Annotated in this window: 11 protein-coding genes; 7 read left to right on the plus strand and 4 right to left on the minus strand. The window is 61.4% G+C overall.

The genetic code is table 11. The features are described from left to right. Positions 1–600 precede the first annotated feature (600 nt). The 3 genes from nrdA to yfaE all read left to right on the plus strand — a co-directional run bounded on the left by nrdA (position 601) and on the right by yfaE (position 4,384). The gene (nrdA, locus tag PG897_RS17750; RefSeq protein ID WP_024941827.1) at positions 601–2,868 is read left to right on the plus strand and encodes a class 1a ribonucleoside-diphosphate reductase subunit alpha; all 2,268 of its coding nucleotides are present in this window, start codon (positions 601–603) and stop codon (positions 2,866–2,868) included. Between the two features lie 65 nt (positions 2,869–2,933). Then, complete coding sequence (gene nrdB, locus PG897_RS17755) at positions 2,934–4,067, plus strand: class Ia ribonucleoside-diphosphate reductase subunit beta (protein ID WP_005300631.1); 1,134 nt, start codon at positions 2,934–2,936, stop codon at positions 4,065–4,067. After that, on the plus strand, positions 4,064–4,384 hold the full coding sequence (gene yfaE / locus PG897_RS17760) for a class I ribonucleotide reductase maintenance protein YfaE (RefSeq protein WP_270829223.1): 321 nt from the start codon (positions 4,064–4,066) through the stop codon (positions 4,382–4,384). Before nrdB ends, yfaE begins: the two co-directional genes overlap by 4 nt. Positions 4,385–4,517: 133 nt before the next feature. Here yfaE and mltA read toward each other — a convergent pair whose 3' ends face one another. Further along, positions 4,518–5,669, minus strand: coding sequence for a murein transglycosylase A (mltA, locus tag PG897_RS17765; RefSeq protein ID WP_270829224.1), 1,152 nt, complete (start codon positions 5,667–5,669; stop codon positions 4,518–4,520). Positions 5,670–5,819: 150 nt separating this feature from the next. On the opposite strand from mltA, the gene PG897_RS17770 reads away from it, so the two are divergent. Continuing rightward, positions 5,820–6,071 carry a DUF1289 domain-containing protein gene (locus PG897_RS17770; protein WP_024941829.1) on the plus strand — a complete coding sequence of 84 codons (252 nt, stop codon included), beginning with the start codon at positions 5,820–5,822 and terminating at the stop codon, positions 6,069–6,071. A 94-nt stretch (positions 6,072–6,165) separates the two neighbouring features. On the opposite strand, the gene fruA is transcribed toward PG897_RS17770, so the two are convergent. The 3 genes from fruA to fruB are packed head-to-tail and all read right to left on the minus strand — an operon-like array spanning position 6,166 to position 9,988. Continuing rightward, complete coding sequence (fruA, locus tag PG897_RS17775) at positions 6,166–7,902, minus strand: PTS fructose transporter subunit IIBC (RefSeq protein WP_270829225.1); 1,737 nt, start codon at positions 7,900–7,902, stop codon at positions 6,166–6,168. After that, complete coding sequence (gene pfkB / locus PG897_RS17780; RefSeq protein ID WP_270829226.1) at positions 7,899–8,888, minus strand: 1-phosphofructokinase; 990 nt, start codon at positions 8,886–8,888, stop codon at positions 7,899–7,901. Before pfkB ends, fruA begins: the two co-directional genes overlap by 4 nt. Next, positions 8,888–9,988: a fused PTS fructose transporter subunit IIA/HPr protein gene (gene fruB / locus PG897_RS17785; protein ID WP_017764555.1), complete on the minus strand. Its 1,101-nt coding sequence runs from the start codon at positions 9,986–9,988 to the stop codon at positions 8,888–8,890. The genes pfkB and fruB overlap by 1 nt, the downstream gene beginning before the upstream one ends. A 305-nt stretch (positions 9,989–10,293) precedes the next feature. Between fruB and cra the strand changes: the two genes are divergently transcribed. The 3 genes from cra to PG897_RS17800 all read left to right on the plus strand — a co-directional run bounded on the left by cra (position 10,294) and on the right by PG897_RS17800 (position 13,200). Further along, on the plus strand, positions 10,294–11,280 hold the full coding sequence (gene cra, locus PG897_RS17790; RefSeq protein WP_029305916.1) for a catabolite repressor/activator: 987 nt from the start codon (positions 10,294–10,296) through the stop codon (positions 11,278–11,280). Positions 11,281–11,586: 306 nt separating this feature from the next. Then, entirely contained in the window at positions 11,587–12,780 is a 1,194-nt protein-coding gene (locus tag PG897_RS17795; RefSeq protein ID WP_005300609.1) for an aromatic amino acid transport family protein, read from the plus strand. A gap of 195 nt (positions 12,781–12,975) precedes the next feature. Continuing rightward, positions 12,976–13,200 carry a hypothetical protein gene (locus PG897_RS17800; protein ID WP_270829227.1) on the plus strand — a complete coding sequence of 75 codons (225 nt, stop codon included), beginning with the start codon at positions 12,976–12,978 and terminating at the stop codon, positions 13,198–13,200. Positions 13,201–13,253: the final 53 nt, after the last annotated feature.

The following is a 13,253-nucleotide window of genomic DNA, read 5'->3' on the forward strand; positions in this document are numbered from 1 at the left end:
TAGAAGTGGATGATCAGGGGGAGCTCCACGCCTGGGTTCTCTTGGATAACGCAGCAGGTGGATAACCCAAGAGATGGATAACAGACGCAGCTTTGCGACCATCCCTTGAGCTGAGCGGTGAAAATGACGCCCATCTGGTCACTCGCGCAGCAAAACGGAGGATCGGCAATTGCTCCCCCCGTTTTGCCGGTTTGACAAGCAGTGCGGCAGCGGGATCGGACACCTTTTGACCCTTGCTGCACAAGGGATAATCAGGCTGAATTTGCTAGTAAAAACACCCCGTTTTCGCAAGCAAAAAAAGTTATTTAAATTTTCCATGTTCGATCATCAGACTTGCATTTACCGGATCGGACGGATGAAAACCCGTTCGCTGTGAGCGTCCACTAACTCCATCGACAACACCCACAATTTATCCACAGCAATTGCCTTATCCACAGATTGCAAAGCCGGGCAGACCTCACTATCTTGTAGCTCGAATTCAAAATAACACTATATCTTGTGATTCATCGCACAATAGGTACCCACCTCCATCGCCCTTCCCGGGCCGGAGGCCAACGCCGTGCGATGGTTTTTCGGGAATCAACTAAAGGTCATCAGCCAATGAACTTGTTTGTGACGAAGCGTAACGGCCACAAAGAACCCATCGATCTGGATAAAATTCACCGCGTGCTCGACTGGGCTGCCGAGGGTCTCGACAACGTGTCGGTCTCCCAGGTGGAACTCAAGTCCCACATCCAGTTCTATGACGGCATCCGTACCGCCGATATCCACGAAACCGTCATCAAGGCCGCTGCTGATCTGATCTCCGAGCAAAGCCCGGACTACCAGTACATGGCCGCCCGTCTGGCCATCTTCCACCTGCGCAAGAAGGCCTACGGCCAGTTCGAGCCGCCCCACCTCTACCAGCACGTCGCCAAGCTGGTGGACATGGGCAAGTACGATAAGCACCTGCTGGAAGACTACAGCCAGGCCGAGTTCGAGGAGCTGAACGCCCACCTCGACCACTGGCGCGACATGGACTTCTCCTACGCAGCGGTCAAGCAGCTGGAAGGCAAGTACCTGGTCCAGAACCGCGTCACCGGCGAAATTTACGAGAGCCCGCAGTTCCTCTACATCCTGGTAGCGGCCTGCCTCTTCTCCAAGTATCCGAAAGATACCCGTCTGGACTACATCAAGCGCTTCTATGATGCGGTCTCGACCTTCAAGATCTCGCTGCCGACTCCGATCATGAGCGGCGTACGCACCCCGACCCGTCAGTTCAGCTCCTGCGTGCTGATCGAGTGCGACGACAGCCTGGATTCCATCAATGCCACCGCCAGCGCCATCGTGCGTTACGTTTCCCAGCGCGCCGGCATCGGCATCAACGCCGGTCGCATTCGTGGTCTTGGCAGCCCCATCCGTGGCGGCGAAGCCTTCCACACCGGTTGCATCCCCTTCTACAAGTACTTCCAGACTGCGGTGAAGTGCTGCTCCCAGGGCGGCGTGCGCGGCGGGGCGGCCACCCTGTTCTACCCGCTGTGGCACACCGAGGTGGAGAGCCTGCTGGTACTGAAGAACAACCGCGGCGTCGAAGAGAACCGGGTCCGCCACATGGACTACGGCGTGCAGATCAACAAGCTGATGTACCAGCGCCTGATCAAGGGCGGCGACATTACTCTGTTCTCCCCGTCCGATGCGCCGGGTCTGTACGATGCCTTCTTCGCGGATCAGGACAAGTTCGAAGAGCTCTACGTCAAGTACGAGCAGGATCCGAGCATTCGCAAGAAGACCCTCAAGGCGGTGGATCTCTTCTCCCTGATGATGCAGGAGCGCGCCGGCACCGGTCGCATCTACATCCAGAACGTGGACCACTGCAACACCCACAGCCCGTTCGATCCGAGCGTGGCGCCGGTGCGCCAGTCCAACCTCTGCCTCGAGATTGCGCTGCCCACCAAGCCGCTCAACAACGTGGATGACGAAGAGGGCGAGATCGCCCTGTGCACCCTGTCGGCCTTCAACCTGGGCGCCATCGAGAAGCTGGAAGATCTGGAAGAGATGGCCGAGCTGGCCGTGCGCGCCCTGGATGCCCTGCTCGACTATCAGGACTACCCGCTCAAGGCCGCCAAGAAGGGCAGCATGAACCGTCGCACCCTGGGGATCGGCGTCATCAACTACGCCTACTACCTGGCGAAGAACGGTGCCCGCTACTCCGACGGTTCCGGTCTGGCGCTGACTCACCGCACCTTCGAGGCGATCCAGTACTACCTGCTGAAGGCCTCCGTGCAGCTGGCCCGCGAGTTCGGCCCCTGCCCGGCGTTCAACGAAACCACCTATGCCCAGGGGATCCTGCCCATCGATACCTATAAAAAGGATCTGGACAACCTGTGCAACGAGCCGCTGCACCTGGACTGGGAAGCGCTGCGCGAGGAGATCCGCACCGTGGGTCTGCGCAACTCCACCCTGACCGCCCTGATGCCGAGCGAGACCTCCAGCCAGATCTCCAACGCCACCAACGGCATCGAGCCGCCGCGCGGCCTGGTCTCTGTCAAGGCCTCCAAGGATGGCATCCTCAAGCAGGTGGTGCCCGAGTATGACCGCCTGAAGGATCAATACGAACTGCTCTGGAAGCAACCGAGCGTCGATGGTTACCTGCAGCTGGTCGGTATCATGCAGAAGTTCGTGGATCAGGCTATCTCCGCCAACACCAACTATGATCCCGCCCGTTTCGAAGGCAACAAGGTACCGATGAAGCAGCTGCTCAAGGACTTGCTGACCGCCTACAAATACGGCCTCAAGACCCTGTACTATCACAACACCCGTGATGGTGCGGACGATGCCCAGACCGATCTGCAAGATGACGGTTGTGCCGGCGGCGCCTGCAAGATCTGATGAACCGGGCGGGAGCGACAAGCTCCCGCCCTCCTGTTTCCCCTACTTCGCGATATTCGACAACCATGGCCTATTCAACTTTCTGCCAGACCCAAAACGACCAGCTCAAGGAGCCGATGTTCTTCGGCCAGTCGGTCAACGTGGCCCGTTATGACCAGCAAAAACACGAAGTGTTCGAGCGCCTGATCGAGAAGCAGCTCTCCTTCTTCTGGCGCCCGGAAGAGGTGGACGTCTCCCACGACCGCATCGACTTCCAGGCCCTGCCGCCCCACGAGCAGCACATCTTCATCTCCAACCTGAAGTACCAGACCCTGCTGGATTCCATTCAGGGCCGCAGCCCCAACGTGGCGCTGCTGCCGCTGGTCTCCATTCCGGAGCTGGAAACCTGGATCGAGACCTGGGCCTTCTCGGAGACCATCCACTCGCGCTCCTACACCCATATCATCCGCAACATCGTCAACACCCCCGCCCAGGTGTTTGACGACATCGTCACCAACGAGCAGATCCTGAAGCGCGCCGGCTCCATCAGCCACTTCTACGACGATCTGATTGAAGCGACCGCGCTCTACCACCTGCACGGTGAAGGCACCCATCAGGTGGCCGGCCGCGAGGTATCCATTACCTTGCGCGAGCTCAAGAAGAAGCTCTACCTGTGCCTGATGAGCGTCAACGCACTGGAAGCGATCCGCTTCTACGTCAGCTTCGCCTGCTCCTTCGCCTTCGCCGAGCGCGAGCTGATGGAGGGCAACGCCAAGATCATCAAGATGATCGCCCGCGACGAAGCACTGCACCTGACCGGCACCCAGCACATGCTGAACCTGATGCGCAGCGGCCAGGACGACCCCGAGATGGCCGAGATCGCCCGCGAGTGCGAGCAGGCCTGCTTCGATCTGTTCAAGGAAGCCGCCATCCAGGAGAAGGAGTGGGCCGAGTACCTGTTCCAGGACGGCTCCATGATCGGCCTTAACAAGGACATCCTCTGCCAGTACGTGGAGTACATCACCAACCTGCGGATGGCCGCCGTTGGCCTGCAGCCGGCCTTTGCCGGCGCCAAGCAGAACCCGATCCCCTGGATCAACACCTGGCTCTCCTCCGACAACGTGCAGGTCGCCCCGCAGGAAGTGGAAGTGAGTTCCTACCTGGTGGGTCAGATCGACAGCGAAGTGAACGCCGAAGACCTGGGTGATTTCGAGCTGTGAGTGACGCCACCGGCACGCTGACCGAGCCCCTGCACGCCGCCCCCGCCAAGAGCGAGACGGGCGCACCGCAGGTACACACCCGGGATGGCGTGCTGCACGCCCACCCCGGCGAGAGCGTGCTGGAGACCCTGGAGCGTCACGGTCATCACGTGGAGTTCCAGTGCCGCAGCGGCTATTGCGGCGCCTGCCGTACGCCGCTGATGGCAGGCAAGGTGCACTATGCCGCCGTGCCGCTCGCCTTTGTCTCCCAGGGTGAGTGCCTGCCCTGCTGCTGCAAGCCGGTGGGGGCCATCCGGCTCGACATCAAGAAGGGCTAAGACCGCCCTCCCTTGATATGTCCAAGCTCGTCTCGCCAAACAAAAAGCCGCCGGATTGCTCCGGCGGCTTTTTTACATCCATCTTTATACCTCATGGGCTGCTGGCTGATGCACCACCCGCCCCCACAAGGCATTACAGCCAGGGCGCGGCGGTCGGCCCATGGTGCAGGCCCAGCTTCCAGACCCGGCCAAAGTGCTTGTAGTGACCGGCCGCGACACCGGCCTTCTCGCCCATGCCGTGGTAGAGGTCGAGGTGACCCTTCTTCACCGCCCCGCCCACATCCAGCGCAATCAACAGCCGCAGCTGATGCTTGCCGGTCCAGTTGCCCTCTTTGTCCAGCAGCGGCACCTCCGCCAGGATCGGCGTGCCCATCGGCAGCAGGGTCTTGTCGGCGGCCACCGCCGCCATCGGCAGCAGCGGGATGCCGGCGGCCCCGATCACATCGTTGGTGGGGCGACGCTCGAAGAAGACATAGGAGGGGTTCTGCTCCACCAGCTCCTTGACGCTCTCCTCCGGCTGACGGTTTGCCCACTCCTTGATGGCCTTCATGGACATCTGCTCCCTGGGCACCTCGCCGCGGTCGATCAGCACCCGGCCTATGCTCACATAGCCGTGACCGTTCTTGCCGCTGTAGCCCAGATACTGCAGCCTGTCGTCATCACCATAGTGAACAAAGCCCGAGCCCTGCACGTCCATCAGGAAGTTGTCGATAAGAGACTTGCTGTAGCCAAGCTCCAGCCCGCGGTTGGCCAGCGCCCCCTGATGGATCTGGGCCCGGGTCGGACAACGACTGCCGCAGTTGGGCATGGCGTAGATGGGGTACTTGTATTTCGCATCCGGGCGGTGGCGTACCTCCAGCACCGGCGAGTAGTAACCGGTGAACAGCACGTTCCCCATCCGATCCGAGCCCCCCAGCTGGGCCAGACTGATGCCATAACGGGTAATGTCGGCGGGATTGCCGCCGTTCGCCACCCAGCGGGAGAGCTGGTGATAGAGTTCGCCATAGCGGCGGGTCATCTTGCCGGAGCGCTCCAGCACCAGCCTGCTCTGGGGGCCGAACTTGCTGTAGTCGGCGCGCACGCGGCTGTTGACGCGCTCAACCCGCACCAGATCGTAGGGCAGCATGCCGTCCAGATACTGCTTGCCCAGATTTTCCGGCACCTCGCAGTTGAGAAAACATCTGGCATCGGGTTTGTTTTTGGGCACCTGGGCTTGCTCAGAGTTGCCCGCACAACCGGCCAACCCCAGCACAGCGGCGGTCAGCCAGTACGCGTGTTTATTCATATGTCCTCATATAACACCAAGCGTCATGTTCGGCGGGGAAGATGCCAAATTTGCAGGGGGAAAGCAAACGCCTTCAAACCTGCGACGACGGATTTCTCCAAAGGGGATCTTCTGGGTTATAACAAGGTAACAAGGTGTGAGGGGCCATGGATGGAACAGCTCGAGATCTTCCCGCTGCAGAGCCCCTGCATCGGGGTCTGTGAAGTGAACAACAAGGGCTACTGCAAGGGGTGCCTGCGCAGCCGCGAAGAGCGCTTCAACTGGCTCACCATGACCCCGGCCCAGCAGCAGGAGGTGATGCGCCTGTGCCGGGGTCGCAAGGCGCGGGTGGAAGCCGCCCGCCGCAAAACGCTGGAGGCAGCCCAGAACGAGCCACAAGAGCAACCGGGTTGGGATTTCTAGTTTCTCCCCCTCCTCCTTTCACGACAAACATAAAAAAGCGGCCTGCAGGCCGCTTTTCTTTTTGACACTATGAGATGTTGCCGGATGGCAAGGCTTATGCCGTGACCAGCTTGGCCTGCTCTTCACCGCGTTTGAGCATGGCGTAAGCCACCCCGGTCAGCAGCGAGCCCGCCGCAATGGCCACGATATACATCATGACGTTGCTGATGGCGTTCGGGATGAAGAGCACGAACAGACCGCCGTGGGGAGCCATCAGCTCGCAGCCGAACAGCATGGAGAGCGCACCGGTCAGGGCGCCGCCCGCCATGCAGGCCGGGATGACCCGCATCGGATCCTTGGCGGCAAACGGGATGGCCCCCTCTGAGATGAAGCACAGACCCAGTACGAAGGAGGCCTTGCCTGCTTCCTGCTCCGCCTTGATGAACTTGGTGCGGGCCAGGAAGGTGGCGATCCCCATTCCCAGTGCCGGCACCATGCCGGCGGCCATCACGGCTGCCATGGGGGCGTAGGTCTTGGAGGCCAGCAGGCCGACCCCGAAGGCGTAGGCCGCCTTGTTGACCGGGCCGCCCATGTCAAAGCACATCATGGCACCAATGATGACACCCAGCAGCACGGCGTTGGCAGAGCCCATGTTGTTGAGGAACTCGGTCATGGCATTCATGATGCCGGCCACCGGGCCGCCCACCACGTAGATCATCACCAGGCCGGTAAACAGGCTGGCAAACAGCGGAATGATCAGGATGGGCTTGAGCGCTTCCAGGGTCACCGGCAGGCGCACCTTGTCGCTCAGGTACTTGGCGCTGTAACCGGCCAGGAAACCGGCGACGATGCCGCCAAGGAAACCGGCGCCCAGCGAGCTTGCCAGCATGCCGCCGATCATGCCGGGGGCGAGACCCGGGCGGTCAGCGATGGAGTAGGCAATGTAGCCGGCCAGTACCGGGATCATCAGGGCAAAGGCGGAGCCGCCACCGATCTTCATCAGGGCCGCCGCCAAGGTGCCTTCCACCTTGAACGCCTCGATCCCGAACACGAACGAGAGCGCGATGATGAGGCCGCCCGCCACCACCATGGGCAGCATGAAAGAAACACCGGTCAGCAGGTGCTTGTAGGGGCCTGCCTTCTCTTCTTTCTTGGGTTGGCTGGCGCCGCTGTGGCGATAGGTTTTCGCCTCGTTCCACGCCTTGTCGAGCTCGGCACGGGTTTTCTTGAGCGCCGCCCCCGTGCTGGTGCGATAGACCGGCTTGCCGTCGAAACGGGCCATGTCCACCTCGATGTCAGTGGCGAGGAACACCAGATCGGCGGCGGCAATCTCCTCGGCAGTCAGGGCGTTCTGGGCACCGACCGAGCCTTGAGTCTCGACGCGGATCTGATGACCCAGCTGTTTGGCCATGGTCTCCAGCGCTTCTGCCGACATGAAGGTGTGAGCCACCCCGGTCGGACAGGCGGTCACCGCCACGATGCGCTTGCCAGCGGCGGCCGGTTTGGCGGCAGCATTGGCAACGGCGGGCGCGGCTTGATGGCGATAGACGCTGGCGCCGCTGGCGGCGGCCTCCAGCAGTGCGGCCGGATCCTGCAGGGCGAGATCCATGCTGCCCTGATAGACCCGCTTGCCGTCATAGGCGGCGAGATCCACCGGGGCGCTGGCGACAACCAGCACCAGCTCGGCCGCAGCAATCTGCTCCTTGCCCGGTACCTGACGGGGCTGCACGCTGGAGCCGACGTCGAGGGTGAGCTCCCAGCCAGCCAGTTTGGCCTGTTGTTCTATCCGTTTTGCAGCGAGAAAGCTGGTGGCAATGCCCGCCGGGCAAGCCGTAACCAAGATTGCTTTCATTGGGCATCTCCTGAGTTTTCCATTGAGGGGGTATGGCATTGAACCGGTGCCAGCGCATCCAGACGCTGTACGCTCACCTGTTCGAGCAAGGGGTCGAGGACCTTGATATCGTCAAAGCCGACCGCCACCTGGCTGACCGCCAGCGCCGAGACGGCGGTGGCGAGGCGCAGGGTCTGCTCCGGCGTCCAGCCAAGGCTGAGGCCATGGGCGAGACCAGCCACCAGGGAGTCGCCGGCACCGACCGTGCTGACCACCTGCATGCGCGGCGGAATGGCCTGCCAGACGGCATCCGGGGCAAACCAGATGAGGCCGTCGGCGCCGTTGGAGATCACCACGTTGGGGATCCCGCTTGCCTGCAGCGCGCGGGCACACTCGGCCTGCTCGCTCAGGGTCTTGATGGGGCGGCCCGCCCACTGGCTCAGCTCTTCCAGATTGGGTTTGACCAGGGTCGGCGCCGCCTTGATCCCTTCGCTTAAGGCCGCGCCGCTGCAATCGAAGATCACCTGCTTGCCTTTGGCCTTGAGCAGGCGGACAAGATGGGCACAGTAATCGGGTGCCACCCCTTTGGGCAGGCTGCCTGCCAGCACAAACCAGTCGGCGTGAGGGGCCAATTGGTCGATGGCCTGCTCCAGGGCGCTTACTTCACCTTCATGGACGGTGAGCCCCGGCAGATTGAGATCGGTGACCCGGCCGGATTGCTCGGAGATCTTGACGTTGATGCGGGTGCTGCCCGCCACGCGCACGAAGTGATCGGCCAGGGCACGCTCCGTAAACAGGGAGACGAAGCTCTGCTGGTTATCGGCGCCAAGCCAGCCGGTGACGCCTACGTCGCGGCCCAAGTCCTTGAGCACCATGGCCACGTTGATGCCCTTGCCCGCCGCACGCAGGTTGGCCTCGTTCACCAGGTTCACCTCGCCCAGGCTCATCGCCTCCAGACGGGCAGTGAGATCGAGCGCCGGGTTGAGGGTGATGGTCACTATGTCCATCAGTGCGCCCCCTCGCCCAGACCGGCAGCAATGGCGGCGCCTATGCCCTTGAGGGCCGCTTCGGCATCAGCCCCTTCGGCGCGAAACGCCAGACGATGGCCACACTTGACGCCAAGGCCGATCACCTTCATCAGGCTCTTGGCGGAAACCGCCTCGCCGCTGCCATCCAGGTTCGCCACCCGAATGTCGGATTCATACTCCTTGGCCACCTTGACCAGCATGGCGCCCGGACGGGCGTGCAACCCGTGGGGGTTGATGATGGTGAAGGTTTCACTAAGACCGCTCGCCGGGCCCGCTTGCAGCATGGCCAGCCCCTCGCTACCAGCCAAGGTGGCGAGCTGACCGGCAGCAGCCAGCTTGGCCAGGTTGTCGAGCTGCGCCAGATGGCCGCTATCTGCGGCGCACAGCAGCAGCAGGGCGCTGACCGGCAGATCCCCTGCGTTCAGTGCAGTGCTAGGCGTGGCCAGCACCCAACCGGTCTGGGCAGCTTGCGCACGAGCAAGCCAGATCCCCTCGCCCAGGTAGGCGGGTTCACTTGCCAGCAGGGCGCTCACCATGGCGGCATCGCCCCAGCCGGCGGATTTGGCGCGGGCGGCGGCGCCCAGCAGCAGCTGGTCGCGATCGTCCGCCGGGAAGTCGGCCAAAGCCAGGAACTGCACCTCTTTGGGCGCCGTGGCACCGGTCAGGATATTGATGATGGTGTCGGCATCGGTGGCCTCTTTCAATTGCGCCGCCGCTTGCTCGTCACCCAGCACGTGGGTGAGCTGGCGCAAAATGCCCAGATGTTCGTCAGATTTGGCGGCGATGCCGATGGCGACATAGGCGATCTGCCCCTCATCCCACTCGATGCCATTGGGGAACTGGGCCACCATGACGCCTGTGCTCTTCACCAGATGCCGGGTGTCGGTGGTGCCGTGGGGAATGGCGATGCCGCTGCCAAGGTAGGTGGCGTGCTGCGCTTCTCGGGCCAGCATGCCCTCCACGTAACCAGCCTCCACCAGACCGGCTTCGGTCAGTTTGCCTGCCAACAGGGCAATGGCTTCGGCCTTGGTCGCCACCGACTGCCCCAGCAGGATCTGCTGTCGCGCCAACTTCAACATAGAGATTCTCCATCAGGTGCCGGACGGCCTGACCGTACCGGCGCATCAAACATAACCATTCGTGCCACTCGCCTGCTGACAATAGACCGGATTGCATCCCTTCGCGGGTCATACCAGGTTTTTATGCCCGGCCATCTATTGTCTGCTGACAAGCTGAATCGTTTCACTTACACTCAGACTGAATCGTTTCAGCGAATTGTTCAAGTACCCACAAAGAGTGCTTTTCAATGATATGATCCCGCGCACACTTTTCGGTGCCCTCACCAGGCAGTGCCCGTGGGCCTTGCAACTCAAACAGAGCCAATATGATGAAACTGGATGAAATCGCCGCCCTCGCCGGTGTCTCGCGCACCACGGCCAGCTATGTGATCAATGGCAAGGCCGACCAATACCGCATCAGCCAGGCCACCCGCGACAAGGTGATGGCGGTGGTCACCGCCCACAACTACCAGCCGGACAGCCGCGCCGCCTCTCTGCGTGGTGGCCAGACCAGGACCCTCGGCTTCATCCTGCCCGACCTTGAGAACGCCAGTTACGCCAAGCTCGCCAAACGGCTGGAGCAAGGGGCGCGGGTACAAGGTTATCAGCTGCTGATCGTCTGCTCGGAAGATGACCCCGCCACCGAGAAGGAGCTGGCCGAGATGCTGGCCAGTCGCCACGTGGATGCACTGCTGGTGGCCAGTTGCCTGCCGCCCGAAGATCCCTTCTACCTTGGCCTGCAGACGCGCGGCATCCAGGTGCTCGCCATCGACCGGGCCATGGCGGCCGACAAGTTCGTCACCGTGGCCAGTGAAAACCAGAAGGCGAGCTTTGATCTCACCGCCTCCCTGCTCTCGCCGGCAATCACGCACATCGCCTTGATCACCGCGCTGCCGGCGCTCACGATCAGTCGTGAACGCAGAGCGGGCTTTGAGCAGGCCGTCGCCAGCCACAGCACGGCTTGCCATCTGTGTGAAGGGGCCCACTTCTCCCGCGCCGAAGGCTATCGCCTGATCAAGACGCTGCATCAGCAGCTCGGCCAGCTGCCCCAGGCACTGGTAGCCACCTCCTACATCCTGATGGAGGGGGTGCTCGACTATCTGCTTGAGCAGGAGACCGACATGAGCCGGCTGGCCATGGCCACCTTCGGCGATGATCGCCTGCTCGATTTCCTCCCCTTCGGCATCAACTCCCTCCCCCAGCAGCACGATGCCCTCGCCAGCCAGGCGCTGGAGCTGGCCCTCAAGGCGATTGGCGGCGAATACCAGTGCGGCCTCCACTATGTGAGCCGCACCCTCAAACGCCGCCGCTGATCCCCTCTCCATGGCGTGCCGCTGCGGCCTCCCTCGCAGCGGCGCGTTTTTTCACCAGTCTAAAACCATATCTGTCATCATTTATTTCCACATATTCTGCCAACCCAGTACAAAATCCGCTTTTTCAGGCTTGTTTCCACCATTTTGATCCGTTAACTTGGCAACCAACTTTTACAACCAGCGGATTTTTCGTAACGATGGGTTCACTCCGATATTGCTAGCCTCCGGTCTCGACCCCGGAGGCGCCTTGCCAACACCTCATATACCTGCTGTGCACTGCGCAGTTTCTCGATTCGGATGGACACCATGAACACCAAAACCCTGGGATGTACCCTGTTGATTGCCGGCACCACCATAGGCGCCGGCATGCTGGCCCTGCCGCTGGCCTCTTCGTCGCTCGGCGGCCCCGCCACCCTGCTGCTGATGATCGGCCTCTGGGCCCTGATGGCCTTTACCGCCATGCTGCAGGTGGAAGCCAGCCTCAACACCGGCAAGTGGTACCTGCACCAGCTGGCGGATCACTTGCTCGGCCCCTGGGGCAAGCGCATCGCCTCCTTCTGCATTCTGATGCTGTTCTACTCGCTGGCCTCCGCCTACATCAGCGGCGGCAGCAGCCTGCTGGCTCAGGCGCTGGCCGATGCCGGCCTCCCCCTCAGCCAGGAGCAGGCGGCCTGGGCCTTTACCCTGTTGTTTGGCGGCATGGTCTGTGTCGGCACCAAGCAGGTGGATTACCTCAACCGGCTGATGTTCACCGTCAAGCTGGTGATCATGGTGGCGGTGCTGGCGCTGCTGCTGCCGCGCACCGAAGGGCAGCACCTGCTCTCCCTGCCACTGGGTCAGGGCTTGTTGCTGGCAGGTCTGCCGGTCATCTTCACCTCGTTCGGCTTTCACGGCTCCATCCCGAGCGTGATGCTCTACCTGGGGGACTGCCCCAAGCAGCTGCGCCGGGTCTTCGTGTGGGGCTCTGCCCTGCCGCTCATCCTCTACGTGCTGTGGCAGGTCGCCATCCTGGGTCTGCTGGGTCAACAGGCCCTGCTGCAGAGCGGTGGCGCGCTGGACACCCTGCTGGCCAACGTCGGCAAGCTGGTGAGCTGGCCCGCTTTCAACCAGGCCATGCACCTGTTTGCCGATCTGGCGCTGGCCACCTCCTTCCTCGGGGTGACCCTGGGGCTGTTTGACTTCATGGCCAAGGTGACCCGTCGCAAGGACAACTGGCAGGGTCGCACCCAGACTGGCCTCATCACCTTCGTACCGCCCCTGCTGTTTGCCCTCTACTTCCCGCAGGGCTTCATCATGGCGCTCGGCTATGCCGCCATTGCGCTGGCGATACTGGCGGTACTGCTGCCGGTGGCCCTGGTGTGGCAGAGCCGCAAGCAGGCCGAGACGCACCACTACCGCGCCCCGGGTGGCGTGCTGGCCCTGGGCCTTGCCGGCGCCATGGGGGTGCTGATCGTCGGGGTGCAGGTGAGCGTCAGCATGGGACTGTTGCCGGCGCTCTAATTTTTGCCACAATTCAATACTCCAAATAGCAAAAGCCCCGCCAACGAATATTGGCGGGGCTTTTTGTTGGAATAACCGTTTTGGAAGGCAGACAAGATCATTAAAGGGTGTGAGCGTCTCAATTTTTGAGTTGAACATTGATGGAGATCAAATTTCCTCACATCTTCTCTTTTACAACATAAAGATCAGACTAAAATGGCGCCCTATACACCTATCTTATTGATTTTTATGACTGAAATAATATTAGATCTAGACAAATCTGAATTCGATGAATTTAATCTTGGCAAAGACGAACTATGGCAACAGGATGCGGCTAACCAACTGATAAAACATCTGACCACGTTGGGTTGTGCCGCAAAGAAGATTAAAGAGAAACCATCTAATACGGAAGATGATACGGTAATCCCCCCGAAAAACTGAGGTGCTCATAAGTAGAATTTTCTCGTATCTTGAACGCAGGAGGTTCTACATGA

This window comes from Aeromonas sp. QDB20 (assembly GCF_027707805.1).
GTDB lineage: Bacteria > Pseudomonadota > Gammaproteobacteria > Enterobacterales > Aeromonadaceae > Aeromonas > Aeromonas dhakensis.

Excerpts from the sequence above, each read along its gene's own strand:
- nrdA (WP_024941827.1), top strand. The coding sequence starts at position 601 with ATGAACTTGTTTGTGACGAAGCGTAACGGCCACAAAGAACCCATCGAT.
- nrdB (WP_005300631.1), top strand. The coding sequence starts at position 2,934 with ATGGCCTATTCAACTTTCTGCCAGACCCAAAACGACCAGCTCAAGGAG.
- mltA (WP_270829224.1), bottom strand. The coding sequence starts at position 5,669 with ATGAATAAACACGCGTACTGGCTGACCGCCGCTGTGCTGGGGTTGGCC.
- PG897_RS17770 (WP_024941829.1), top strand. The coding sequence starts at position 5,820 with ATGGAACAGCTCGAGATCTTCCCGCTGCAGAGCCCCTGCATCGGGGTC.
- fruA (WP_270829225.1), bottom strand. The coding sequence starts at position 7,902 with ATGAAAGCAATCTTGGTTACGGCTTGCCCGGCGGGCATTGCCACCAGC.
- pfkB (WP_270829226.1), bottom strand. The coding sequence starts at position 8,888 with ATGGACATAGTGACCATCACCCTCAACCCGGCGCTCGATCTCACTGCC.
- fruB (WP_017764555.1), bottom strand. The coding sequence starts at position 9,988 with ATGTTGAAGTTGGCGCGACAGCAGATCCTGCTGGGGCAGTCGGTGGCG.
- cra (WP_029305916.1), top strand. The coding sequence starts at position 10,294 with ATGATGAAACTGGATGAAATCGCCGCCCTCGCCGGTGTCTCGCGCACC.
- PG897_RS17795 (WP_005300609.1), top strand. The coding sequence starts at position 11,587 with ATGAACACCAAAACCCTGGGATGTACCCTGTTGATTGCCGGCACCACC.
- PG897_RS17800 (WP_270829227.1), top strand. The coding sequence starts at position 12,976 with ATGGCGCCCTATACACCTATCTTATTGATTTTTATGACTGAAATAATA.